Source organism: Nitrincola schmidtii (assembly GCF_008973715.1).
GTDB classification, from domain to species: Bacteria; Pseudomonadota; Gammaproteobacteria; order Pseudomonadales; family Balneatricaceae; genus Nitrincola; species Nitrincola schmidtii.
The window spans coordinates 13523-36778 of the sequence record NZ_WBOL01000010.1; the positions used below are offsets into that span (position 1 = coordinate 13523).

At 43.8% G+C, this 23256-nt stretch carries 19 protein-coding genes; 6 read left to right on the forward strand and 13 right to left on the reverse strand.

Going from position 1 to position 23256, the window contains the following annotated elements:
• Window positions 1–6 precede the first annotated feature (6 nt).
• The 4 genes from F7R24_RS09805 to F7R24_RS09820 are packed head-to-tail and all read right to left on the reverse strand — an operon-like array spanning window position 7 to window position 3509.
• Window positions 7–1218, reverse strand: a complete 1212-nt coding sequence (locus tag F7R24_RS09805) for a sensor histidine kinase (RefSeq protein ID WP_151671083.1) — start codon at window positions 1216–1218, stop codon at window positions 7–9.
• Window positions 1215–2516: a sensor histidine kinase gene (locus F7R24_RS14670; RefSeq protein WP_206057518.1), complete on the reverse strand. Its 1302-nt coding sequence runs from the start codon at window positions 2514–2516 to the stop codon at window positions 1215–1217. Before F7R24_RS14670 ends, F7R24_RS09805 begins: the two co-directional genes overlap by 4 nt.
• Before the next feature lie 4 nt (window positions 2517–2520).
• Window positions 2521–3153: a chemotaxis protein CheC gene (locus F7R24_RS09815; protein ID WP_151671084.1), complete on the reverse strand. Its 633-nt coding sequence runs from the start codon at window positions 3151–3153 to the stop codon at window positions 2521–2523.
• Window positions 3150–3509: a response regulator gene (locus F7R24_RS09820; RefSeq protein ID WP_151671085.1), complete on the reverse strand. Its 360-nt coding sequence runs from the start codon at window positions 3507–3509 to the stop codon at window positions 3150–3152. Before F7R24_RS09820 ends, F7R24_RS09815 begins: the two co-directional genes overlap by 4 nt.
• Before the next feature lie 113 nt (window positions 3510–3622).
• On the opposite strand from F7R24_RS09820, the gene nosR reads away from it, so the two are divergent.
• Both nosR and F7R24_RS09830 read left to right on the forward strand, forming a co-directional pair.
• Window positions 3623–4975 carry a response regulator c-di-GMP phosphodiesterase, NosR family gene (nosR, locus tag F7R24_RS09825; RefSeq protein ID WP_168926811.1) on the forward strand — a complete coding sequence of 451 codons (1353 nt, stop codon included), beginning with the start codon at window positions 3623–3625 and terminating at the stop codon, window positions 4973–4975.
• A 37-nt stretch (window positions 4976–5012) separates the two neighbouring features.
• Window positions 5013–6239 (forward strand): EAL and HDOD domain-containing protein, encoded by a 1227-nt coding sequence (locus F7R24_RS09830; protein WP_151671087.1) that lies wholly within the window; start codon window positions 5013–5015, stop codon window positions 6237–6239.
• A gap of 59 nt (window positions 6240–6298) precedes the next feature.
• Here the strand turns inward: F7R24_RS09830 and F7R24_RS09835 are convergent, their stop codons facing one another.
• From F7R24_RS09835 to F7R24_RS09860, 6 genes are all read right to left on the reverse strand, one after another.
• Window positions 6299–8680: an ATP-binding protein gene (locus F7R24_RS09835; RefSeq protein WP_151671088.1), complete on the reverse strand. Its 2382-nt coding sequence runs from the start codon at window positions 8678–8680 to the stop codon at window positions 6299–6301.
• Window positions 8681–8704: 24 nt separating this feature from the next.
• Window positions 8705–10057: a diguanylate cyclase domain-containing protein gene (locus tag F7R24_RS09840; RefSeq protein WP_168926812.1), complete on the reverse strand. Its 1353-nt coding sequence runs from the start codon at window positions 10055–10057 to the stop codon at window positions 8705–8707.
• 252 nt (window positions 10058–10309) lie between these two features.
• On the reverse strand, window positions 10310–10627 hold the full coding sequence (locus F7R24_RS09845; RefSeq protein WP_151671090.1) for a high-potential iron-sulfur protein: 318 nt from the start codon (window positions 10625–10627) through the stop codon (window positions 10310–10312).
• Window positions 10628–10882: 255 nt separating this feature from the next.
• Window positions 10883–11836, reverse strand: coding sequence for an SPFH domain-containing protein (locus F7R24_RS09850; protein WP_151671091.1), 954 nt, complete (start codon window positions 11834–11836; stop codon window positions 10883–10885).
• Window positions 11837–11862: 26 nt separating this feature from the next.
• Window positions 11863–12276 (reverse strand): NfeD family protein, encoded by a 414-nt coding sequence (locus F7R24_RS09855; RefSeq protein WP_151671092.1) that lies wholly within the window; start codon window positions 12274–12276, stop codon window positions 11863–11865.
• A 51-nt stretch (window positions 12277–12327) separates the two neighbouring features.
• Window positions 12328–13488 (reverse strand): multidrug effflux MFS transporter, encoded by a 1161-nt coding sequence (locus F7R24_RS09860; protein WP_206057519.1) that lies wholly within the window; start codon window positions 13486–13488, stop codon window positions 12328–12330.
• A 182-nt stretch (window positions 13489–13670) separates the two neighbouring features.
• Here F7R24_RS09860 and sbcD point away from each other — a divergent pair, with 182 nt between their 5' ends.
• From sbcD to F7R24_RS09880, 4 genes are read left to right on the forward strand one after another with little or no spacing between them, the layout of a single operon-like run.
• Window positions 13671–14885, forward strand: coding sequence for an exonuclease subunit SbcD (gene sbcD / locus F7R24_RS09865; RefSeq protein WP_151671094.1), 1215 nt, complete (start codon window positions 13671–13673; stop codon window positions 14883–14885).
• Window positions 14882–17548 carry an AAA family ATPase gene (locus F7R24_RS09870; RefSeq protein ID WP_151671095.1) on the forward strand — a complete coding sequence of 889 codons (2667 nt, stop codon included), beginning with the start codon at window positions 14882–14884 and terminating at the stop codon, window positions 17546–17548. Before sbcD ends, F7R24_RS09870 begins: the two co-directional genes overlap by 4 nt.
• Window positions 17549–17570: 22 nt before the next feature.
• On the forward strand, window positions 17571–18272 hold the full coding sequence (locus tag F7R24_RS09875; protein WP_151671096.1) for a pseudouridine synthase: 702 nt from the start codon (window positions 17571–17573) through the stop codon (window positions 18270–18272).
• Between the two features lie 40 nt (window positions 18273–18312).
• Window positions 18313–18837 (forward strand): RNA methyltransferase, encoded by a 525-nt coding sequence (locus F7R24_RS09880; RefSeq protein ID WP_151671097.1) that lies wholly within the window; start codon window positions 18313–18315, stop codon window positions 18835–18837.
• Window positions 18838–18888: 51 nt separating this feature from the next.
• Here F7R24_RS09880 and F7R24_RS09885 read toward each other — a convergent pair whose 3' ends face one another.
• The 3 genes from F7R24_RS09885 to F7R24_RS09895 are packed head-to-tail and all read right to left on the reverse strand — an operon-like array spanning window position 18889 to window position 23205.
• On the reverse strand, window positions 18889–19992 hold the full coding sequence (locus F7R24_RS09885; RefSeq protein ID WP_206057520.1) for a lipocalin-like domain-containing protein: 1104 nt from the start codon (window positions 19990–19992) through the stop codon (window positions 18889–18891).
• The gene (locus tag F7R24_RS09890) at window positions 19982–22552 is read right to left on the reverse strand and encodes an ABC transporter permease (RefSeq protein ID WP_168926813.1); all 2571 of its coding nucleotides are present in this window, start codon (window positions 22550–22552) and stop codon (window positions 19982–19984) included. The genes F7R24_RS09885 and F7R24_RS09890 overlap by 11 nt, the downstream gene beginning before the upstream one ends.
• The gene (locus tag F7R24_RS09895) at window positions 22552–23205 is read right to left on the reverse strand and encodes an ABC transporter ATP-binding protein (protein WP_151671099.1); all 654 of its coding nucleotides are present in this window, start codon (window positions 23203–23205) and stop codon (window positions 22552–22554) included. The genes F7R24_RS09890 and F7R24_RS09895 overlap by 1 nt, the downstream gene beginning before the upstream one ends.
• Window positions 23206–23256 lie beyond the last annotated feature (51 nt).

Genomic DNA, 23256 nt, shown 5'->3' on the forward strand with positions numbered 1-23256 from the left:
GCTAGCCTATTCTGCAATCGGTAGCTCAATCATAATACAAGCACCACCATCCGGATGGTTAAAGGCTTTTATCTGACCGTTTGCTTTGGTAATGATTTGGTAAGCGATAGACAAGTTAAGACCAGTTCCTTGGTTAGGAGCTTTTGTTGTAAAGAAAGGATCAAAAACTTTGCTAAGATGATTTTCTGAAATACCGGGCCCGTTATCGCAAATTTGAATGTGAAAGGCACTGCCAACTCGATCAACCACGAGTTTTAGATTGGCGTCTTTTCCTGCAGCCTCAATAGCGTTACGAATAACAGTATTCAACACCTGCAGTAAATCCACCTTACACAGTTTTACATTACCGTCTATATTCTCAAAATGGCGTGTTATGGTGCCAGTAAAAGCGTGGATTTTCAGGCAGTATTGTAAACTTTCATCAAGTGCACTCTTAAGATTCGAATGATCATCAAAGGTATGCTGATCATGTGATAGCGTCATCATGGATTCTATAATTTGTTGAATACGATTTAAGCCCTCAGATGTATCAGTCTGTAAATCACTGATTTCTGAATTCATTTCTGCCAATTCAAAACGTTGTTGCTCGGATAGGTGGGGTAACAATAGTTCACTGTGACACCAGTCCAGTAATGTACCGAAATAGCTTTGAAGTTCCTTTGCATTGGCTTTAACGATTGTCAGAGGATTATTGATTTCATGTGCAATGCCTGCCGCCAATATGCCAATCGCTGCTAATTTTTCACTTTGAATCAGCTGGGTTTGTGTAGCGGTTAGTTTGTCGATTAATTCTGCTTGCTCGGTTTTTGATCTAAGTAACTCTTGTTCTCGGTGTGCATCCCTAAGACCATAACGAACCCGCTGTACTAATAAACGTAAGTTAATAGGCTTGGTAATAAAATCGGAAGCACCCACTTCGAAAGCATGATTAATCGATTCGTGATCATCTCTTGCGGTTAATAAAATAATCGGTATATTTTTTCCTATTTCACTGGCTCGTAGCGCTTCACAACACTCAAAACCGTCCATGACAGGCATGTTGACATCCATCAAAATAAGATCAACCTTGTGTTGCTCAAACGCTAACAAGGCTTGATAACCATTTTCGGCTAAGACAACGTTATATCCGGAATTATTAAGCCCTTGCTTTAAAATTAACCGCGTTGTGGCAGAGTCTTCGACGACCAAAAGTGTATACGTTGGCTTGTCGTTATTCATAAACTCTGATCCGATAGCGAGGTTGAAATAGGGGGATTGATAGGGAGGGTAATGAGAAAAGAGGTGCCTTGATCGATAGTGCTGTTCACTTCGATGCTGCCCTGATGAGCTTGAATTATCCCATAGGAAATCGATAAGCCGAGTCCGGTTCCAGTTCCTATTTCTTTAGTCGTAAAAAATGGGTCGAATATTTTAGATAATATAGTTTTTGGGATACCTGCTCCGTTATCCGTGATACGAATAGTGATTTGATTGCTATCCTCAAGGAAACGCGTCTCAATGATAATCTTACCATCCTTGTCAATCGCATGAGATGCATTGACCAACAGGTTTAAGAAGACTTGATTTAACTGACTGGGCAAACAATAAATTTTTGGAAGTTTGCCAAAATCCTTAACAATTTCATTAACGGTGTATTTAATTTCATGATTGACGATCTTTAGGGTCGATTCTAATCCCTCATGAATATCCGCTAGCTGCCATTCTGAACTATCGAGGCGGGAGAAATCTCGTAACGATCCAGTGATGTCTTGGATACGCTTTGCGCCATCCAATGTTTCATTAATAAGTTCGGGTAACTCTTCCTCAATTTGTTCAATATCTAACGCTTCTTTTTGTCGCATTAAGCTGACGATAATCTGCTGATCTTCCTGTTTTTGCAGTAAAGACTCGAGATAATGCCCCATTTCAACTAATCGCTGAGTATAATGTTGCAAACATTCGATGTTAGATTTAATAAAACTCATCGGGTTGTTAATCTCATGTGCGACTCCTGCAGCCAGTTGACCTACAGCAGCCATTTTTTCATTTTGAACCAGCTGAGATTGAGCTTCTTTTAGCTGTTGATTAAGAGTATGCAATTGTTTGTGTTCTTGATTTAATTTGTTTAGGGTTTTAGCCAGCTTCATTTGCGTTAAGGCTGTCTGAGTTGCATCCTGAATGACTAAGCAGATTAGCTCTCTCGCATCATAATGACCTAAATAGATAAGCGAGGCATTTTGGTACATTAGTTCATGTGTACCGGTAATTGGGCGAGTTTCCATTAAATTCAGAAGGTGCGGGCGATACTGCCACTGAGTAAAAGATGTGTTATGAAACATGATCACCGATTCAACACGCTTTCTGAACCAAGCTTCTGGCAATTCTGGAAATTGAGTAAATAAAGACTGACCTAATCCTACGGTTTGTTTGTGGTTATCACGAATAAAGTGGTTTACATAGAGCAACTGACAATGTTCGTCAAAGACAATAACGCCGAGATTCAGTTGATTAAGAATTTCTTTGTAAACTCGATTCATGTGATTACTCCAACAAATGATCAATGCATTTAAATAGCTTATTGATGTATTGCTCAGGCATACAGATGAGGATATCGGAGGTCATCGACATGGATTGTACGCTGAAGCCTATTTCCATCACTAAGGCTTTGTCCCAGATGGAGGAGGAGTTAAGTAGAATTGTGGTCACTTCACTGTGGCGATCTATTAAATTAGGCGCGCCAAACTCTAATCGAATATTAAGTTGGTCTGCAACGCCTCTTAAACAAGCACCGCCAAGGATGTTGGTAATGTCAAGCAAGAGTTCATGTTGCCATTTCTGCACTTGCTCTTTGGTGTAAGCTAAACTTTCACCGATGACGGTAAAATCAGCTCCCTGTTCATAACAGACTAAAATTTCACCCTTTAAATATCCGGAAAAGGGTTGGCAGATAATGATGCCTTTGGGTACACGTTTCATGGCAGCTTTTAAATCCTGCACGTCTGATTTTTCAACCCAATGCATCTGAGGAACGGATAAATAAACCCTATCCTTGACCAGACAAGCTAAGGAGTCGGCAGCTTGACCCATAGAGATATTAAAAATTTCCTGTAATGCATCTTTTCTTAACTCATCAACCTCAATTGGCACCTCTGGATGCATAGACGTATCTGTCATAACAAACCTACCTGTTTTAAGGTGCCTTCAAGCTTTTCTTGTGTGAGTGGTTTGTTAATAAACGCTAAGGCTCCTAATTGCATGACCTGTTGCTGAACCTTAGGCTGGAAGTCAGCACTGATGACAATCACAGAAACCTTGATTTGTTCACTTTTTAAACGTGTTAAGACTTCAAGACCGTCCATAATGGGCATGGTTAAATCTAAAAAAAGTATATCAGCCAGTCCCGCTCTGCAGGCTTCAAGTGCTTCAAGTCCATGCTTACATTGAGTTATGGCTCCCGACCAGGTTTCAGGTAGTGCGCGAATAACACTCTTTCGAGACATTAATGAATCATCACAGACTGTTATCTTCATCCTTTCGTACCTCTATTAAATTCCCAATGATTGACCTTTATTGGTGCTTAGTATATTTTAGAAAAAAAGGAAAATACAGAAAAAACGGTATTTCTTTGTATTTGGAGAAGGCAATGAAGCAGAGCAGTAAGGGAAACAATGAAATCTATCGCTGGCAGGTTCTTTGTGTCGATGATGAACCGAGCATTTTGCGGTCTTTACGTCGACTTTTACCTAAACAGTATTATGAAGTTTTTATCGCTGAGAGTGGTCAAGCGGGATTAGAGATTCTGAAACAGCAAACGATTGATTTGGTCATTTCAGATATGCGTATGCCGCTGATGAGCGGCGCTGAATTTCTAGAGCAAGTCGCCACTCTCTATCCAGATACAGTTCGTATCTTGTTGACCGGTTATGCTGATATTGACTCGACAATAAAAGCGGTTAACCGTGGTCGTATTCATCGTTATGTGCAAAAGCCCTGGGATACTGATGATTTACTGAGTAGTTTAGAGCAAGAGATGGAGTCAAAACGACTCAAGCTTGAAAATATAAAGCTGATGTCTCTAGTTGAAGCACAAAATGAAGAGTTAAAAGAACTTAATTCCGCATTAGAAGAAAAAGTGCAACAGAGAACAGAGCAGATACGAAAGACTTTGATAGATTTGCAGCGCAGCCATCAGCAAGTCAAAGAACAAGTTCGAGCTATTATTCGTGTTTTTTATAATTTACTGTCACTTAAGGGTACTCAAGGGAGTCAGTATTCCCATGAAGTCAGTCAGTTATGCTTATTGATTGCGAAACGATTTGAGCTTAGTGATTTTGAATGCATGAATATCAAGTTGTCTGGACTTTTGTCTGAGGTGGGTGTGCTGTGCCTAAATGATCAAATTTCTCATAAGCCCCAGTATTATATGAATGCTGAGGAATTAGTGGCATATAAAAAGCACGCTGAGTTGGCATTTAAAGCGATGTCACCAGTCGTGCATCTATCCTCAATTGCATTATCCGTTTTACATCAGTTCGATCGGTTTGACGGTAAAGACAACAGTTCATCACTCAGTGGAGAGAATATTCCATTGGGTGCTCGTATTCTTGCTGTCGCACGTGATTATATCTATGCCATTCGAGGGGTATCGGCTGATTTGCGTTATAGTGCAGAAGGAGCTGCTCAACTATTAATGCAAAAGTCAGATATTATTTATGACCCCGACATTATTAACCATCTCATTCAAGTGATCCCTGATCTCCACATAGAGCATCTTGAAAGAAATGAAAAGGTGGTTTCAACCCCGAAACTTGAATCGGGCATGAAGCTATCACGTGATGTGTTAACGGCATCAAATTTACTGTTACTTCCAGAAGGGCATGTCATGACTTGGCAGACCATCAAACGGATTCAAAGCTATGTGGAATCATCCAATGAAGTGTTGCGTATCTATGTTTATTCGTCGCAAGAAGATGAGGTAAACGCTACAATAAATTGATTATTTTAGAAGTACCAGCATCGCTTGGAGAGTTACGTTGAATTTAGATTCCCTCAGTAAAGATGAGTCTCGTTATTGCATAGCCCTTCACCCCATATGCGACCGACAGTTTAAACACGTTGCTGATGAATTATTGTATCGTGCTCATGGCGGTGCTGTCAGTGCAGATATTACCGACCCCATTATTGCAACCGCTCGTGCCTGCAGCACTGCATTTTATGAAATTGGATTAAATGCGCTGGTGGGACAGCGCTTGCTGTATTTAAATGTGTCCACGGATTGGTTAGCAAATCCTGATTTATTACCTCTTCCTGTTGAGCAAGTCGTTATTGAATTACCTGATAGTGATTTTGATCATAATTTCTGGTTTCATTTAAAGAATGCAGTCGACAAGGGTTATCAAATATCGTCGTCAGATCAACAGTTAATTCGCTATGGTGAAAAACTAAGCGTATTTACGCATATTGTTAAGGTCGATGTTAGGCGAGAAGATGCTTTTTCTTGTGCTGATCGCTTTAAGAGTGAAGGAAAAATTCTCTTAGCCAGCTTCATTGAAAACTCTGAAATGCTAAATAAAGCGATAGAAGTGGGTTTTGACTTGTTACAAGGATATTTCTATGCATTTCCTGAGCAGTTTGCATCTACCTCACAAACTCGACAGGGTAATAGGGCTGCAGATCTCAAGTTATTACGTGCACTCTATGATAAAAATACAGAGGTTAGCCAGATAGAATCACTGATTGCACAAGATCCTCATTTATGTAATCTATTGTTTAAAAGGGTTAATTCTGCTGAAAATCGTCGTGCTAATTCGATTAGCAGTATTAATCAAGCCATTATGCTGCTGGGATTTGAGAAAATCAGAGCATTAACCGCTACGCTTTTATTGGCTAATAACCAACCAATAAAGCGTTTATTAGTATTTAAACTTTTGGTGAGGGCTCATCTTGCTAAGCAGTTGGCACATAGAACTCAGGATTTAGATCCAGAAGTGGCTTTTACTGGCGGTCTATTTTCAATGATGGATCAATTAGAAGGGGTGGAACTGGATAAAATCCTGACTGAGGCTGGGTTAGAAAAAGTGATTACTGATGGTTTGCTCTTAGGTCAGGGTGAGTTAGGAAAGGTAATTGCTGTGATCGAATCCTTTGAGAATGCCAGAATGGAAAAACGATCTTTGAAACTGGTAGACGTATTAAATAGAGAATATCTTTCAAGTGTGGCCTGGGCTCAGGAAATGATGTCCCTGACTGATGATTCTTAGCTATTCTTGACTAGGTAGCTCCTAACTAAGTAGTTACTGACTAGGTAGGCTGAAGTAATTTACTTCAGCCAGCGTTCAAGTAGAGAAGACATCTTCTCTATGTTGTAAGGTTTTGATAAGAAATCATTCATGCCACAGGCTAAGCAAACACGTTTATCCTCTTCGCTGGCATTGGCAGTCAACGCTGCAATGGGTGTCATAATGTCTCTATTTCTGATGATACGTGTTGCTTCATAACCATCCATGACAGGCATTTGGCAATCCATCAAAATCAAATCGAATAAATTAGCTTCCAATTGATGAATTGCTTCTTGACCATTTTGGGCAAGGGTGGCTTCAATCTTAAACTTTTCCAGTAGCTTTAATGCCAGTTTTTGATTGATGAGATTATCCTCAACAAGCAAAACTCGTCGATCCGAGTAGTCACTAAAGACGTTACTGTTGGCAAGCTGTTGAATTTCAGCTGCACAGGGTTGGTATGGGATCTCGAAATAAAAACATGATCCTTCCCCTGGTAAGCTTTCTAACCATAGCGAGCCTTGCATCAATTCAATCAATTCCTTTGATATCATCAACCCAAGTCCTGTCCCGCCATATTTTCGGCTAGTTGAGTTATCGGCTTGGCTAAAGCTCTGGAATAAGCGTAGCTGAGCCTCTTTACTGATACCAATGCCCGTGTCTCTGACGGCGAACCTTATACGTTGCGCATCATCAGTTAAAGTTACGTTGATAGATACCTGACCTTTATCGGTAAACTTTATGGCATTCGAAAGTAGATTGTTCAAAATCTGACGTAATCTTAGCGAGTCACCTTTAATCCATTCTGATAATTGGCTGTCAAACTCTACAGCTAAGCTGATCTGTTTGCTTTCCGCAATATGTTTAAATAAATGCTGCAGCGTATAAATAAGTTCACTGAGATGTACAGGCTCGTTTTCCAATATCATTTTACCGGCTTCAATTTTAGAAAAATCCAAAATGTCATTCACTAAACCGAGTAAAATTTCTGCTGATCGCGTTGCTAGGTGAACTTGTTCTGCTTGTTCAGTCGATAAGGGAGTGGTTTCTAAAAGCGATAACATGCCAATAACACCATTAATCGGAGTGCGTATCTCATGACTCATATTGGCAAGGAACTGGCTTTTCGCTTGACTGGCTTGAAGAACTTTAACGCGTGCTTCTTTGAGCTCAACTGCCGCTGCATTGATGCCTCGCTTCATATCCAGTAAATCGCCTTTATACCGACCTTCAATACGTGCTTCAAAGTTGCCCAGTGCGAGTTCGTTCATGACGCGATTAGATTCAAGTAATCCTCTTTCAAGGTTGGCTAGCAACTGATTAAGATTTTCAGTCATTAATCCCAATTCGTCCTGACGGTAAATGCGTACGCGGTTTGAAAAGCGACCCGAATTAAGTGTTTGATTGATAACCGCTATGATATGTTGTACAGGAAATAGAATTCTGCGCCTTACCAATAATAACAGTAAAGCAACCACGGCACTGACAATAAACAATGTGGCAGCAATTAACAGATAGGTTGCAGATTCAATACTTTCCATTCTGTTTGCGATAGAATTTTGATCACCAATAACCAAGCTTCTACCAATGTAGTTTCCTGATCTGTCATAGATCGGAAAGTCGAACAATAGGTGATCATCTAGATAAACAACAATGGACTCACCTGGTTGTTTTTTCGGCAGGTTGGGCATCAAGCTTTGTGCTAGAGATAAATCAAACCATGCTTCATGCGCTAGAAAGTAATCTTCATTGAGTGAAGGTAAGGCTTCGAGGGTAGGAGGATAGCGTCCTGAAAAACGTTCTAATATAGACTGCTTGCTTAATAGTAAAATCCAATCCAGCTGATCCTCTTTTAGCGATCGAACGACTGAGCCAACGCCTTGAGTTACAGAAATAAGGCCTAGTAATTCTTGATTATCAATGACCGGTGCAAAACCAATGATGCCAACTCCTGCGTTCCCTAAGCCGAACGAAGCAGATGCAGTCTTGTCACGCATGGTGATGGGAACCATTGGATGAGGGGCGGGTTCACCGAAAAAGCTCAGATCCCATGATCTGGCAAAAATAATGCCGTGATTATCGATCACTTGGGCTCGAATCATTCGATAGTCTGTGATGGTGGCAAAGTCTTCAGTCAGATGACTTAGGCTTAAGCTGGCGAGTTCGCGGTAATTCTCAGAGAGCGCTTGTTTTATTTGACTATCACGTGCCAAGGACGCAGCGATTGACAGTACAGAGTCTTCTTTTGAGCGTAGGTGGAGATCGAGCTTTTGACGAACATTATCTAGCGCTTCGGATTTAGCAAGTTTTTCCATCGGTGTCATGGTGCCGAAATAGAGTATCGATGCCAAAACCGCTAGGAAAACTAACGTAGATAGGGTTGCAGTAATGATAAGGGAGCGAAAAATAGTTGTTTTTGTCATGTTTCAGCTCATTTTATCTTTATCCTAGCGAGCAAAGTAGATATTTGGATCTGATGACCAGCTAATTTGATTTTTTCCTGCCGTCTTGGCTTGGTACATTGCATGATCTGCTGCGGTAATCAGTTGGTCTAACGTTAAACCATCGTTAGGGAAACAGGCTACGCCAATACTCATCCCTAGATTGAACTCTAATGAATTGATCTTAATCGTTTCGCTAACCGACTTGAGCAGTTTATCGCTAATGCTCAGAACGGCATCTACATTATGAACATTTTCCAGTAACACTATAAACTCATCACCACCCATGCGAATGACGCTATCACTACTGCGGATAGTGTTTCGAAAACGCTTGGCAATTTCTGCCAGGGCTAAATCGCCAGTTTGGTGACCATGGTCATCGTTAATACGCTTAAACCCATCTAAATCCATATAGAGTAACACTAGGTTTTCTCGGTTGCGTTCTGCTCTGGAAACCGCTTGTTCAAAGCGGTCACTTAACAAAATCCGATTGGGTAGACCTGTTAAGCTATCATGTTGTGCCAGTTGACGATACTGCAATTGAGAAGCGTGAAGTCGCTCATTCATGCGAAGAAGTTGCCAGATCATAAAGGCAGTAAGGAGGGCAAAAATACCACCCATCAGTTTTACCGAAAGAATAAGTCTTTGTCCCGAAACTGGAATGTCTCCTTCAGCTATGGCTGCAATTTCCCATTTACCGTTCAATACACTGATGTAGGTATGGAGCGCATTAGGATGAGAAAACACTTTTTCATCCCCCCAGAAGATAACACCATCAGTACCTGTACCCTCAACGCTTCGCATTGCCAAGGATAAATCCAGTTTAGGATCATGGATACCTGACAGTTCTAGCAGGGCGGTAAAGTCAATCGGGGTGCTCATAAGACCCCAGTAGGTCACATCAGCCTCATCCTTAAGAAAGATAGGCACTCTATGAATGACACCTACACCACCTTGTACCAGGTTATAAGGACCTGCAAGTACGGGCTTTCCAGTTTCGATCATCACTTTCGTTGCTTCACCTTGGGTTGGGTGATTCAGTAGATCTAATCCCAGCGCAGCCTCATTTCCGGCCAGAGGATAGACGTAGCGAATAATGTTACCCGGAGCTAAAGTGATATTTCGAATCAAGTGATTTTGTGCAATCAACGATTCACTGAGTTGATTAAAAAAATCTTGGCTAATTTCCCCGGTTGAGCTAACAAAAGCGATTAAACCTGCCGTTAAATTGGTCGCACCATTAAATGCCCCTTCAATGTTTGCGCGTATTTCGGCAACACGTTCGATTTGTACGGCTCGTTGCTGCTCTTCTAGGGTTTGCTGGTATAAGGAGGCCATCATAAAAAAAATCAACGCCACTAGCACACCTAGAGCGGGTGCAAGGATCCTTCTTAACAATGGTGTTGAGGATAAAGATTTCATTTTAAGATGATAAGCCGCTTATCAATTCAATTCATTTTAAACATCGATACTGCCTTGATGATACCAAGAAGGCTAATCTGTTGATATAAAATCCAAACAAAAAACCCCTGTACATCCGTAGCAGGGGCTTTGTTAAAGAATCATATTCGTAACAACAGGTTGATGCTGTCGAATTAGTTAAGCATCAGATCAACCTGGACGCTTAACCCAAGATTGACACCAGCCTTTGGCTTCTACAGAGAAACCTTGGAACAAGGTACAACCATTGGTATCTGGCTGCCAGAACATGCAGTTATCGCAGTATGAGTCAGGCTTGAATGCTGGATGATCAGCAGCATCAGCAGCTACTTTAACGTAGTTCAATGCTTTAGCATTAGGGGCGTCTTCGCTTAAAGGAGGAAGCGTTGCTGCAAAAGCTTTAGATGTCATGACGCCCATGCCTAATGGCAGAGCAGCAAGACCAAACATACCTTTTTTCAAAAAACTGCGACGGCTTGAATTTGCCATGATGTGTTACCTTTTCATTGACGGTTGAACCCGTGCTAATTCTGATGATCGGCTATCGGGCTTTAGGTTTGTATCTATATTAGAACTTTCTTTATTGATCAGTGCAATGACTTATATCAATATTCGATTATTCGACTTGCAAATGATGCTTCAGTTCCATCACCAAAGCATCGAAGCATTAATTCATCAGATAATGTTACGTTGTTCAGTGTTAACAGGATCTGAATAAAGCCACATTCTTGATGACTGACCCAGTTATTTTTGGGTTTGGCTGAGTAGTTGCTGTAGAGATCCCACTGCACCAAGCACACTGGATGACTCAAAGGGAAGGAATACTCTATCTCCCTCTTTGGCAATATTAGGTAGCGTGTTCAGGTACTCAAGGCCCAACAAATATCCTACGACAAGCTCAGGATCGATTCGGCCTTCTGCAGCGGCCATAATTTGGTTGATGGCTTCACGTTCACCTTCTGCCCGTAAAATCGATGCAGTTTTGTCGCCTTCAGCAACCAATACCGCAGATTCTTTTTCACCTTGAGCGCGTGCGATGGCAGCTTCTCGCTCACCACTGGCTTGCAGCACTAAAGCACGTCTTTCACGCTCAGCAGTCATCTGCTTACGCATCGCATCTTCGACGTCTTTAGGAATGTCGATATCTTGAATTTCTACACGGGTGACCTTAACGCCCCATTTGTTACCTGCTTCGTCCATGACAATTTGGAGCTTGTCATTGATCTCCTGTCGAGATTCAAACAGTTTATCCAACTCCATTTTACCGACTTCAGAACGTAGTGACGTTTTAGCTAAAATCTCTATCGCCTGAACAAGATTTTCTGCTTGATAGACCGCTCGTTCAGGATCAATGACTTGAAAGTAAAGCGCGCCATTGATAGTGATGCTGACGTTATCCCCAGTAATGACCGATTGGCTGGGAAAGTCGAGCACGGTTTCACGTCGATCAATGCGTGTTTCCTCAACGACTACAGGAATCTGTTCATTCTTGATGACTTGATAGCGGCGCATTTTGATGGACCGAGGTAGATCAACGAATGGGATAATCCAGTTTATGCCGGGAGCCAATGTCTTATGGTAAGAACCTAAGCGTTCAATAACCACCGCTTCAGATTGTTGTACGATCATCAGACCTTTGATGACGAAGATGATGACCATCACGGTGATGGCAAGTGCGATCAGTAAAATTGCATCCATTAGAGTATTTCCTAAACGTTATAAAATTAATCGACCAGTGCCGTAATGCCATCGAAATCGACAACCGTCACGCGAGTACCTGGGGTTAAATTTCGATCACTTAATGAACGAACAAAGTAGGTATCACTTTCAACTTTAACCTTCAGTTGGCCGCTGTTATCAAGTAAAAGTAAGCCTTCCATCGTGCGTTTTTCACCCGCCAACCCACTGCGTCGTCGAGAAGGTGCCCATCGCTGAAACTTTTTGCGTAACCAAGGTGCCAACACCGCTGCAGCAATGGCGAAACTGATCCATTGAGCCGCTGCCGGAAGATGAAGAAGGGCGGCAATCATGCCAGCAAGCGCAGCTAAGCCTAGCGCAAAGGCAACAAAACCTGTACCAAGAAGCTCTAGTATCATTAAAAAAAGACCGGCTAGCAGCCAAAGGTGCCATGCTTCCATTACGTATCCTTTTTGCTATCACTGATAAAAGTGTAATTTCATACCTACAGTCTAGTCTGTTTTTAGGTAGAGTGTTTGACCATGATGCAGCAGTTTTCTTAATACAACACCACAGATTACCGCGAGCGTCATGGTAACCATTAAAAAGAGCGGTGACCCATCTCCGAAAATACCGATGACTGCTCCCGATAGTCCCCCTAAGGCAAATCCTGTTGCGCCAACCAGTGCTGTCGCCGTTGCGGCACTGTGAGGGAAAAATTCCAACGTGCTGGCAGTGCCATTGGAAACAATAAAGCCCTGCAATCCAATGAACAGCATAATGCCAACCACCATTTGCCAAAGCTGTAATCCCGTATAGGCAATCAACGTGACTAAGCTTAAGCCAATCAAAATTTGGATGTATTGAGCTATCGCAAGTAAACGTTTTGGGGTGAAGCGATGCACGATGCGAGCGTTAATTTTATTAAAGATCAATAACATTACCACATTCGCACCAAACAACACGGGAAACAGAGCTGTGCTGGCACCAAAGTAGCCCATATAGACACTGGATGATCCAGTTATAAACGCAAACATGGCTCCATAGCCCATCGCAACAGAAAGAATGTAGCCCAAAGCACGACGATGAGTGATGACTTGTTGATAACGCTTAAATGGAGATAAGCGAGGCTGACCACTTGATTGACGTGTTTCGGGAAGATGTTTCTTTAAGGTGAACAGCAAGGTAATCGCGTAAATAACTAAAACGATAAAAATAATTCGCCAGCTACCCAGTTGTAAAATAGCGCTCCCCAGAAAAGGAGCCATCATCGGAGCTACCATCATGATTGCAGAAATGCGTGACATGGCTCTGGCACTATCAGCACCTTTATATATATCACGCACAATGGCTGATGAGTTGACGATACTGATACCACCCCCCAGTGCTTGTAGAAAACGCGATGCCCAGAGAGTTTCGATGCTTTGGCCTAACACTATGCCTAGGGTGCCGAGTAAGAAAAGCGAAAGCCCTGTGAAAATGGCAGTGCGACGTCCAAAGTGATCTGAAAAAGGACCTCCAGTAAGTTGCCCTAAGGCAAATCCGATCAAAAAGACACTTAGGGTTAGTTCTATTTGTTGAACAGCAACATCAAAGTCCTTTGCCATAGTCGGAAAGGCGGGTAAGTAGGCATCCACTGCTAAGGGAGCCAGCGCGGTCAGTGCCGCAAGCATCCAAATTAGCCCTGGAATAGGTTTAGCTGGAACGTTCATAAGATGATTAATTAGGCTTTAAAAAAAGTTGAACCGATTGGTTTAAAAATAAGATGCTACTGTAACAGATCATCACTCTTTGATCAGTTAAAAAGCCAGCTTATGTTAATATTGCGCGAACATTTTGATTGGATATCAGATTTATGCGAATTTTACACACCTCTGATTGGCATCTAGGACAGCATTTTTTTGGCCAAACACGTCAGGCAGAACACGTGGCTTTTGTTGATTGGTTGCTGAACCTGGTTGTCGAAAAAGAGGTGGATGTCCTTCTCATTGCCGGTGATGTTTTTGACACGGGAACACCACCCAGTTACGCACGTGAACTCTATCATCACTGTTTGGCAGAACTCAGTAAGCTTAAGGTTCAGTGTGTCGTTTTAGGAGGCAACCATGACTCTGTGGCGATGCTCAATGAGTCAAGCGGAATCTTGGCCCGTTTAAATATTACGGTTGTGCCGGGACTGATGACTGACCCAATGGAGCATGTTATTCCACTTCACAATCGACAGGGCACGCAACAGGCATGGTTATGTGCACTTCCGTACCTCCGCCCCAGAGATCTAGTGGTCAGTCAAGCTGGACAAACTCAGCAGCAGAAGCAGGCTCAACTATTAGACGCTATTCAACAGCAATACCATTCCATCAAACTGCTAGCGGATCAACAAGCTAAGCGTTTACCTATTGTGGGTACCGGTCATTTAACCACCTTGGGAGCCAGTGTGAGTGAATCAGTTCGCGATCTTTACATCGGACTATTGGATGCTTTTCCGGCAGATGCCTTCCCCGATTTTGATTACTTAGCGCTAGGTCATATTCATCGAGCGCAACGGGTTGCTGGCAGCGAGGTGATGCGCTATTGCGGATCGCCCATTCCATTGAGTTTTGATGAAGCGCAGCAGCAGAAAAAAGTGTTGTTGGTCGATCTGCTTGCAAACGGCCTTGTTGACGTCACTGAACAGGAAATTCCAGAGTTTCGGCATTTAATGTCACTGAAAACCTCATTAGCAGAATTACCTAAGCAACTTGAAAACCTAGCCCAAAAAGCCTCAAAGCAATGGCCCGCTTGGCTGGAAATTCGCGTGGATAGTGATGCCTACTTAAGTGATCTTCAACCTCGCATTGAAGCCTTAACGGCCGAGTTGCCGATCGAGGTGTTGCGTATTCGTCGAGAGCATCAGGGCTCACAAGAGGGTTTAGCGCAGATTCAAGAGCAACAACTTCAGGAGCTTTCAGTAGAAGAGGTATTTAGTCGTCGCTTGGCGTTGGAAGAGTTGGATGAAGCCCAACGAGAAGCCTTGGTATTACTTCATAAACAGCTGTTAGAAAGCTTGGTTGTGGAGTCAGATGAGCTATGAAAATACTCAGTTTGCGCTTAAAAAACCTGAACTCCTTAAAGGGTGAGTTCAGTATAGATTTTCGCCAGTCACCTTTTTGCGACACCAGTTTATTCGCAATCACAGGAGCGACAGGCGCGGGTAAAACAACCCTGTTAGATGCCATCTGTTTGGCGCTGTATCATCAAACACCGCGTATGAAAGTGGTATCAGCCTCCAGTAATGAGTTGATGACTCGTCACACCGCCGAAGCCATGGCGGAAGTAGAGTTTGAGATTAAAGGCATTGCCTATCGCGCTTTTTGGAGTCAACGTCGAGCACGTGATCAGGTCGGCGGAAATTTGCAAGCGCCAAGGGTCGAACTAGCTAGGGTAGACTCGGGTGAAGTGATCACCACAAAAATACAAGAAAAGCTTACCATCACTGAAGAGTTAAGTGGGTTGGATTTTGATCGATTTACCCGATCCATGTTGCTGGCACAAGGAGGCTTTGCCGCGTTTTTGAATGCCGGTGCCAATGAGCGTGCCGAGCTGTTAGAAGAACTTACAGGCACAGAAATCTATGGACTGATATCGGCCAAGGTGTTCGAAAAAACGCAACAGCAAAAAATCGAGTTGGATCAGCTTAAAAGCCAACTCAGTGGTGTAACGCCTTTAACTAAAGAGCAGCGTGATGAATTGCAGCAGCAACAGCAAGCACTTCAACTAAAAGAGCAGCAGCTTCAACCGCAGCTTCAGACGTTGCAACAGCAGTGTCAGGATCATCGTCAGCTTCAGCAGCTAACCCAGCAGACAGAAAAACTCTTGTCAGAAAAGCAGCTAGCAGATCAGCAGTGGCAAGAGTTTGCTCCACAGCAGAGCGCTATTCAACTTCACGAAAGGGCCGTTACGTTAAAGCATTCTTGGGACGCTTGGCGGACTGCATCTTCTCACCACGTCCAACAGCAAAAACGTCTAGCGGCTATTGAAGCCAGCAAATCTCAAAGACAAGCAGATTTAAGAGCATTACAGCAAGAGTTAACCACCTTGACGGCTGGAGTTGCTGGATGGGATGAGGCACAACTGCATCAACAAGAGATTAAGCTGATCGAGCAGCGCAGTGCGTGGCAAGCATTACAACAATGCTTTAAGCAGATCTCAGCGTCAACAGAGCAGCTTGAAGTGCTCTCTCAGCAGCAGCAACAATTGCGGATAAACATTGCTAAAAATGAGCAACAACGTGATCAATTGCGTCTGAGTTACTCGATGCTTAAAGATCAAGTCAACGATAAAGAAACCCTGCTTCAGCAAGAAGCCAGAATTCAAAAACTAGAGGCTTTTCGGAATCAACTTCAACCGGATAGCCCTTGTCCGTTATGTGGTTCTACCGAACATCCGGCGATTGAGCAGTATCAAGCGATCAATGTGTCTGAAACAGAGATAGCACTTAGACATTTAAAGGATCAACTTGAGTTATTGCATCAACAAGGCACAGAGTTAACTCAGCAGATTGCAAAAGACACTGCCCAGCAAGACTATCTTGCTCAGCAACAGGCGCAATTGACCCAACAAGGTGAAGAGCATCAGCGACATGTTGTTGAGTTATCACAGCAGCTAGGACAGTTAGATATTCAAGAGTCAGACACGACTGATGCCTTAGAAGCCCTGACTGAAAAGCAAGCGCATTTAAAGCAACAACAACAGCAACTGTCGGTGATTAGACAGCATGAAACGAAAATTCTAACGGTACAAGCAGATTTACAACGCATTCTAGGACAGTGTCATTCAGAGACAGAAGCACTAAATTTGGCATTGCAGCAGTTACAGTCCGCGCAAGTGGTTTGGCAGCAGGCGTTGTCACTCAGCGAATTTGCGGATGAGTCAGCTTTTAAAGCGGCGCTGTTAGATGAACAACGCTATCAGGCTCTGCTTAAGGAGCAGCAAGAAAAACAGCAACTCTGCCAGCAACTTCAAGTGAGAGTGGAAACCCTGTTGCAGCAACAGCACGAGCAACAAGCGAAAGTAGCCACGGATGTTTCATTTGAAGCCCTTGAGCAACAAGCAAAGCAAATGGCTGAAGCCTTAAGAGAGCAACAAGTTCAGTTAGGGCAGATTCAGCAGCAGTTACAACAGGATGATGATCTGCAGCTAAAGCAGGGACAGTTGCAGCGTAAAATTGATCTAAAGCAGCAGGAATATGACCTCTGGCAGCATCTGAATTATCTAATCGGCTCTAAAGATGGTGCTAAATACCGTCGTTATGCACAAAGTGTTACCTTGGATTATTTAATCAGTTTAGCGAATACACAATTACAGCGTTTGCATAATCGCTTTCAACTCACCCGTCGCAGCGGAGCAGAGTTAGAGATTGCGGTGATCGACACTTGGCAGGCTGATGTGCAACGAGATACACGGACCTTATCGGGTGGTGAAAGTTTCTTGGTCAGCTTGGCGTTAGCACTAGGGTTATCCGATCTTGTCAGTCATAAAACTCGCATTGACTCTCTGTTTCTTGATGAGGGCTTTGGTACCTTGGATGCGGAGACACTGGATGTCGCCTTGGATGCGTTGGACTGTTTAAATGCGACTGGAAAAACCATCGGTATCATTAGCCATGTTGAAGCTCTGAAGCAGCGTATTCCCGTGCAAATTCGAGTCGTTAAGCAGCAGGGTATGGGGAATAGTCGGCTAGAGGTGGTAGGATAGCCTTAATGAATAGCGTGGCTTTATGAAAACAACGAGTTATCGCCTAGATCGATTTATTAGCAAGCACAGTGAGTTTTCATTGTCAGATGTGCGGCTGTTAGTCGCTCAGAAACGCATCTATGTCGATGGTCAAGCAGCGATCTCTGTGCAGCAAAAAGTGACACAGTTCACTCAAGTGCAACTGGATGATCAGTGTTTACAAAACAATCAGGCTATCTATATTTTGCTGAATAAGCCACAAGGCTATGTCAGTGCCACGAAAGATTCACAACATCCGACGGTCATCGATCTGATTGACCATCCACGAAAAGCATCTCTGCATATCGCTGGACGTTTAGATTTGAACACAACTGGTGTGGTGTTGTTAAGCAACGATGGTGCTTGGACTCGAAAAATGAGTCTTCCAGAAAGTCATCTTGCGAAAACTTATGAGGTAACGGTGGCACAACCGTTAAACGATGATTATGTTAGGGCATTTCAACAGGGGATTTATTTCGCCTATGAAGATATTACCACCCAGCCTGCACAGCTTGAGATACTCACTGATTTCACTGCAAGGCTCACACTGACCGAAGGTAAGTATCATCAAGTAAAGCGAATGTTTGGTTCTTTTCGGAACGAAGTGCTGGCCTTGCATCGATCGTCAGTGGGTCATCTGCGTTTGGGTGAATTGATGCCAGGAGAAAGCCGATTGCTTAGCCCAGATGAAATCTCATTCCCGTAGATAACTCTGATAGACATGACACTTATTAAAGCGAAAACAGATGAATAATGTTGAAGATGCAACTAAGGTTTCCATTGCTTTAACCAATCCCAAAAGCGCAACCAATGTCGGTGCAGTCATGCGTGCAGCCGGCTGTTACCAAGCGGATAAGGTTCTCTATAGTGGGATCCGCTATGATAAAGCATTAAAATTTCAAACCGATACTAAAAGCGTTAGCCTTAAAATACCACTGCAACATGTCGATGACTTTTTTGAAGACTTAGCGGCTGATACTCAAGTGATTTGTGTTGAATTGGTAGAGGGAGCAACGCCTTTACCCGATTTTATTCACCCAGAAAAAGCCTTGTACATCTTTGGTCCAGAAGACGGCACTATTAGCCAAGCGGTTTTGAATAAAGCCAATAGTGTGGTGTATGTTCCTACCATCGGCTGCATGAACCTCGCTGCCAGCGTTAATGTCGTGCTCTATGATCGGTTGGCTAAATTAAGAAACCTTGAATTCTCGGATAATCTTATTAAGGAAAGTCGAGATAGAAATAATAACGTTACTCTGAAAACGACTTAATCTTAAGGTCGTTGATCACTTAATGGTTGCTGAGATTTTTGTTAACTAATCTCAATACCCTGTCATCTCAAGGTAGCCCCAACCTTGATGCGTCCCTTCAAATCGAATTGGACCTTCCCAGTAGGCGATGCCCGTTGCCATCCATGCGTCTGGGTTTAGGGCTTGAGTACGAAGGTTGATACCGAAATCATCAACACTGAGTTGCCACTCTACTGGAACTTGCCTTCCTGCCACTGGATGTTGTCGCAGAGGCTGCATATGAATCTGCTCGGGTTTAAGCGGATGTGGAATGCCTTCGGCGGTAATGTAGGTTCCTGAGAAATAGTCATCTGCTTCAGTATGTCGTAAACGAAACAGCATCAGCTTGTCGCCTTGATCCAAATGCAATGAAAACCAATCCCAACCTTCTTGATCGGCGGCCAAAGGTTGGCTGCTCCATTCTCGGTCTAGCCAAGCCTGACCCGTCACTTGATAGCTTTCGCCTTCAATGTTGACGCTTCCTTTCGCTGCTAGGAAAGGCAAGCTGACATAGTAAGATGCCTGACCTTGTGGCGATTTGACACTAAACCCTTGATCACCTTGAAGCACCGCTGGTCCCGTTTTTTGCAGTGTCAGTTCATAACCAAAAGGTACCTCTCCAAATAAGGTTTCACTGGCTTTCAGGGTGAAATCGCTGGCGTTTTCATCCATCGCTTCGAGTGACCAGTGATCTATCCACGCTGAAAAAGGTTCCATCTCGACACCTGCTTGACCAATACCTCCTCGTCCGTATCGATCCGCTGAAAAGTGTTGATCACCAGTTGTTAAACCGACATGTCCTAACCAGAGTTGCTGACTGGCTAAACCTTCTCTTTGTGGGGAAGGAGAAGCAGCCTGTCGAAACAGCGTCCACTGAATGCCTAAAGGTTCTCCTGAGGTGGTTTCTAAGTTGGCAGTGATATACCACCACTCGATTCGATAGTCAGGGTGCTTCGCGAGCGCTTCAGGATAGGTGATCAGTGGGTTCGGTTGTACTTGAGCAAATCCTTCCACTTCTGTTCCCAGTCCAGCAAACCCTTGCGAGCTTGGCGTGCTTTGATTGTTGGGTTCGCATCCCGCTAATAGCATTGCTAGTAATGCAGTTAAGACCCAAAGCTTCATGATTTTACTGATCATCTCGAAAACCCTTTAACAGTTCACTCGGTGAGCTGAGTTGTAGCTTGAGCACCGGAATCAGAGCAGCGAAGAAAGCACTGACGAGTGCAGCAAGCGTTAAAGTGAACCATTGTTGGGGAAAGATCTGCCAAGGTAATGCCCAGCCAAAGGCACGCACATTGATGACAGCCACTAAGCAATAGCTAATGATTAAACCCAAGGGTATGGCGATCAACGCGGTCATAAACGCCATCAATAACAGCCGAAGCAGTTCAATACCCATTAATTGACGTCGAGAGACGCCACAGGCCCATACCGGAGCAACCTGAGTCAGTCGCATACTCGATAGCGTCAGTAAGCTACTAAACAGAGCGATTGACGCGACACCTAAGACCAATAGGTTCAGTGCTTGTGTTGCAGCAAAGGTGCGCTCAAATAGTTGTACGGAGTAGTTGCGCACCGCTTGCTGATCCAGCACTTGTGTCTCGCTTAGATCAAACTCTTCTCTTAATTGTGAAACCAAGGGTGTAATCTGACTCGGATCTACACGTATAGCAAAGCTTCCTAATGCGGCTTCTGGCCAAAAGCGATAGAGGGTATCCAGCGACATCATAATTTGACCGGTTGGATTACCGTAATCGCTGTAAATCGCAGCAACGGTAAAGTGCTCTGCGCTAAGTTCTTCGGTGTCAGTGAACTCTGATGAAGCGTGTTCCAAGTTTAGTCTATCTCCCAAATTCAACTGCAATTGACGAGCCAGTTGCTCATTGATCATCACCGCAGAATCGCGCTCTATCTGCTGCCATGCTTGCTCTGTAGAGGATAATAGCGGCCAATGATCAACATAGGTGCTGTGAACTTCGATGCCTCGAAGGTCGACCGGTGTCGTACCTAACAGCGTATCGGCTCTAGCCGAGGGTAAAATGGCGCTGACATGCTCATGAGTCGAGAGCCAGTCAGTAATTTCTAGAGCTTGAGCAGGGGAATCTGCACGTAAATAAACTTCGGCCGCCAGTCGTTGATCCAGCCAGCCGACGAAGGTGTTTCTGAATCCTTCCACCATACCGCCCACACCGATACTGGTGGATAAAGCTAATAAAAGTGCCACTAACGCGACCGCTAAATGAGGCACTTGCAAGCGCGCATCCGACCAGAGCCATTGCAGGGTGACCGATCGGGCAGCCAGCTGTCCTAAGGCGAGTAACTTGTCGAGTAAATACGGAAGCAGCAATGCGGCGCTAAGAAAGACTAAAGCTAATATTAAAAATCCACTGAGCAGTGACTCACCAGTTTGTCCAACGAGAAGCGCGATCATTGCTGAAACAATGCCTATCCAGCTCAGTCGTTTAAATAAAGAATGGTGCGATAACGATACTGAGTTGGATGAGAGTTGTGGATTTTCTTGTTTAAATAGCTGGATTAACGGCATGAGTGCCGCGATTAAGGTGCCTCCCCAAGCCATTAACACACCTTGCTGCCACCATTGCCAAGATAGTTGTAACTCACTGGATATTTGCGCTCCATAGAGTCCTGCCAAACTAGCAGAGAGATCGGGTAAGAGTAGCGATGCAATCCAATAGCCGACCATCAACCCCGGAAGCGCAATAGCCCCGCTAATTAGTAACAGTTCTACGATTAGCCATGTCATCAATTGACGCTGACTCACGCCGCAGCTCATAAGAATACGTCTTAAAGGAAGACGTTGATTAAGTGCCAAATGTATAGAGGAGTAAACCATTAATAAGCCCACTAAAAAGGCTAATAGGCTTAATGCAGTTAAGTTAAGGTGAAAGCTATCGGTTAAACGAGAAATGTCATGATCACTTTGTGGAATGATGACTCTAAGCCTTGAAGCAAGATCCTCTGGCAGTGGCTGCGAAAAGCTAGAGTCAAGTAGCAGGAGCCTAGAAAATTGCTGATCCATGTCCAACCAATACTGAGCAAGGTAACTATCGGTAATCAACTCGTTATTGGCAATTGCAGGGCTGATTTTAAGAGTTGGTTTTTCTCCTAAAGGGTTAAGAGGAAATCCTGATGTGTCCGCTTGATCCAGCAGACGTTCTAACACTTCAGCTGTTTTGGGTGATACCCAGACTTCCCAAGGGGGCGTTAGAAAAGCATTTAAGGATAAGTTTTCCGGTAAACCGGCAGAGGGCGCAGCGATTTGATTAGAGGTTTGTAAGCTGAGAGGTTCTATTCCTATGACGCTCAAGGATAGACTCTCTTCATGCTTTACTTCCAAGTTGCCCTCAATGAGTGGGGATACCGGCCAGCCTAATCGACGCAGAGAAACGTAGTCGGGCAATGAAATAGGTTGCTGTTGTGAATTGATCAGATGCGCTTGATTGATACTGTCAAACCGAGCGGCGGCTTGATCATAGCTCATGCGCGCTTGCTGATTGAGTGCTTGTACTCCGCTCCATAAGGCTGTGGCTGCCAATAACCCGATGATGAGTGTGCCAAGCTGTACAGGATGTCGCCACCAGTGACTGATCAGCGCATGCAGTATCCACAAAGAGCTAGGAGAGAATCTAGGAGAGAGTCTAGAAGAGAGTAAAGTAGGGTAGCGCAGCTTAGGCATCAGCTCAGACGCCCTTGGCTGAGAGTCAAGCATCGATCTAACTGTGACGCTAGATGTGAACTGTGTGTCACCATTAACAGACTGGTTCCTGTTTCCTTAACCAAACTCAACATTAATGACATCACTTGTTCAGCATTGGCTTCATCGAGACTGCCTGTGGGTTCATCGGCTAACAACAGCGGGGCTTTGGCAGCGAGTGCTCGACCTATGGCAACACGTTGTTGCTGACCTCCCGACAGTTGAGCTGGGTAGCGTTTCAGAAGTAGTTGTAAATCTAGCTTAGTAATCAGATGCTCAAGCCAAGGTTTATCAAGACGATCTGCTAAGCGTGCTTGAAAGACCAAGTTGTCGTAAATAGATAAACTTGGAATCAGGTTCAGTTGTTGAAAAATAACGCCCAGATGATGTCGTCTGAGATGGGCTCGTTGACTGTCATTTAACCTACAAATATCTTGTTCATTAATCATAACTCGGCCTTGATCTGCTTGTTCAAGACCTGCCAAAATATGTAGCAAGGTCGATTTACCACAACCCGATTCACCCATCAATGCAACACTTTCGCCATGATTTAGATTTAAACTGAGGTCTTGAAAAAGGGAAAGTGGCCCTTGAGGTGTCCGATGGGTTTTAGCTAAGTCCATTGCCGATAGCATTACATTACCTTTTAAGCCCGCTTATTGTTTAAATTTACCCGTTTCCTTTGG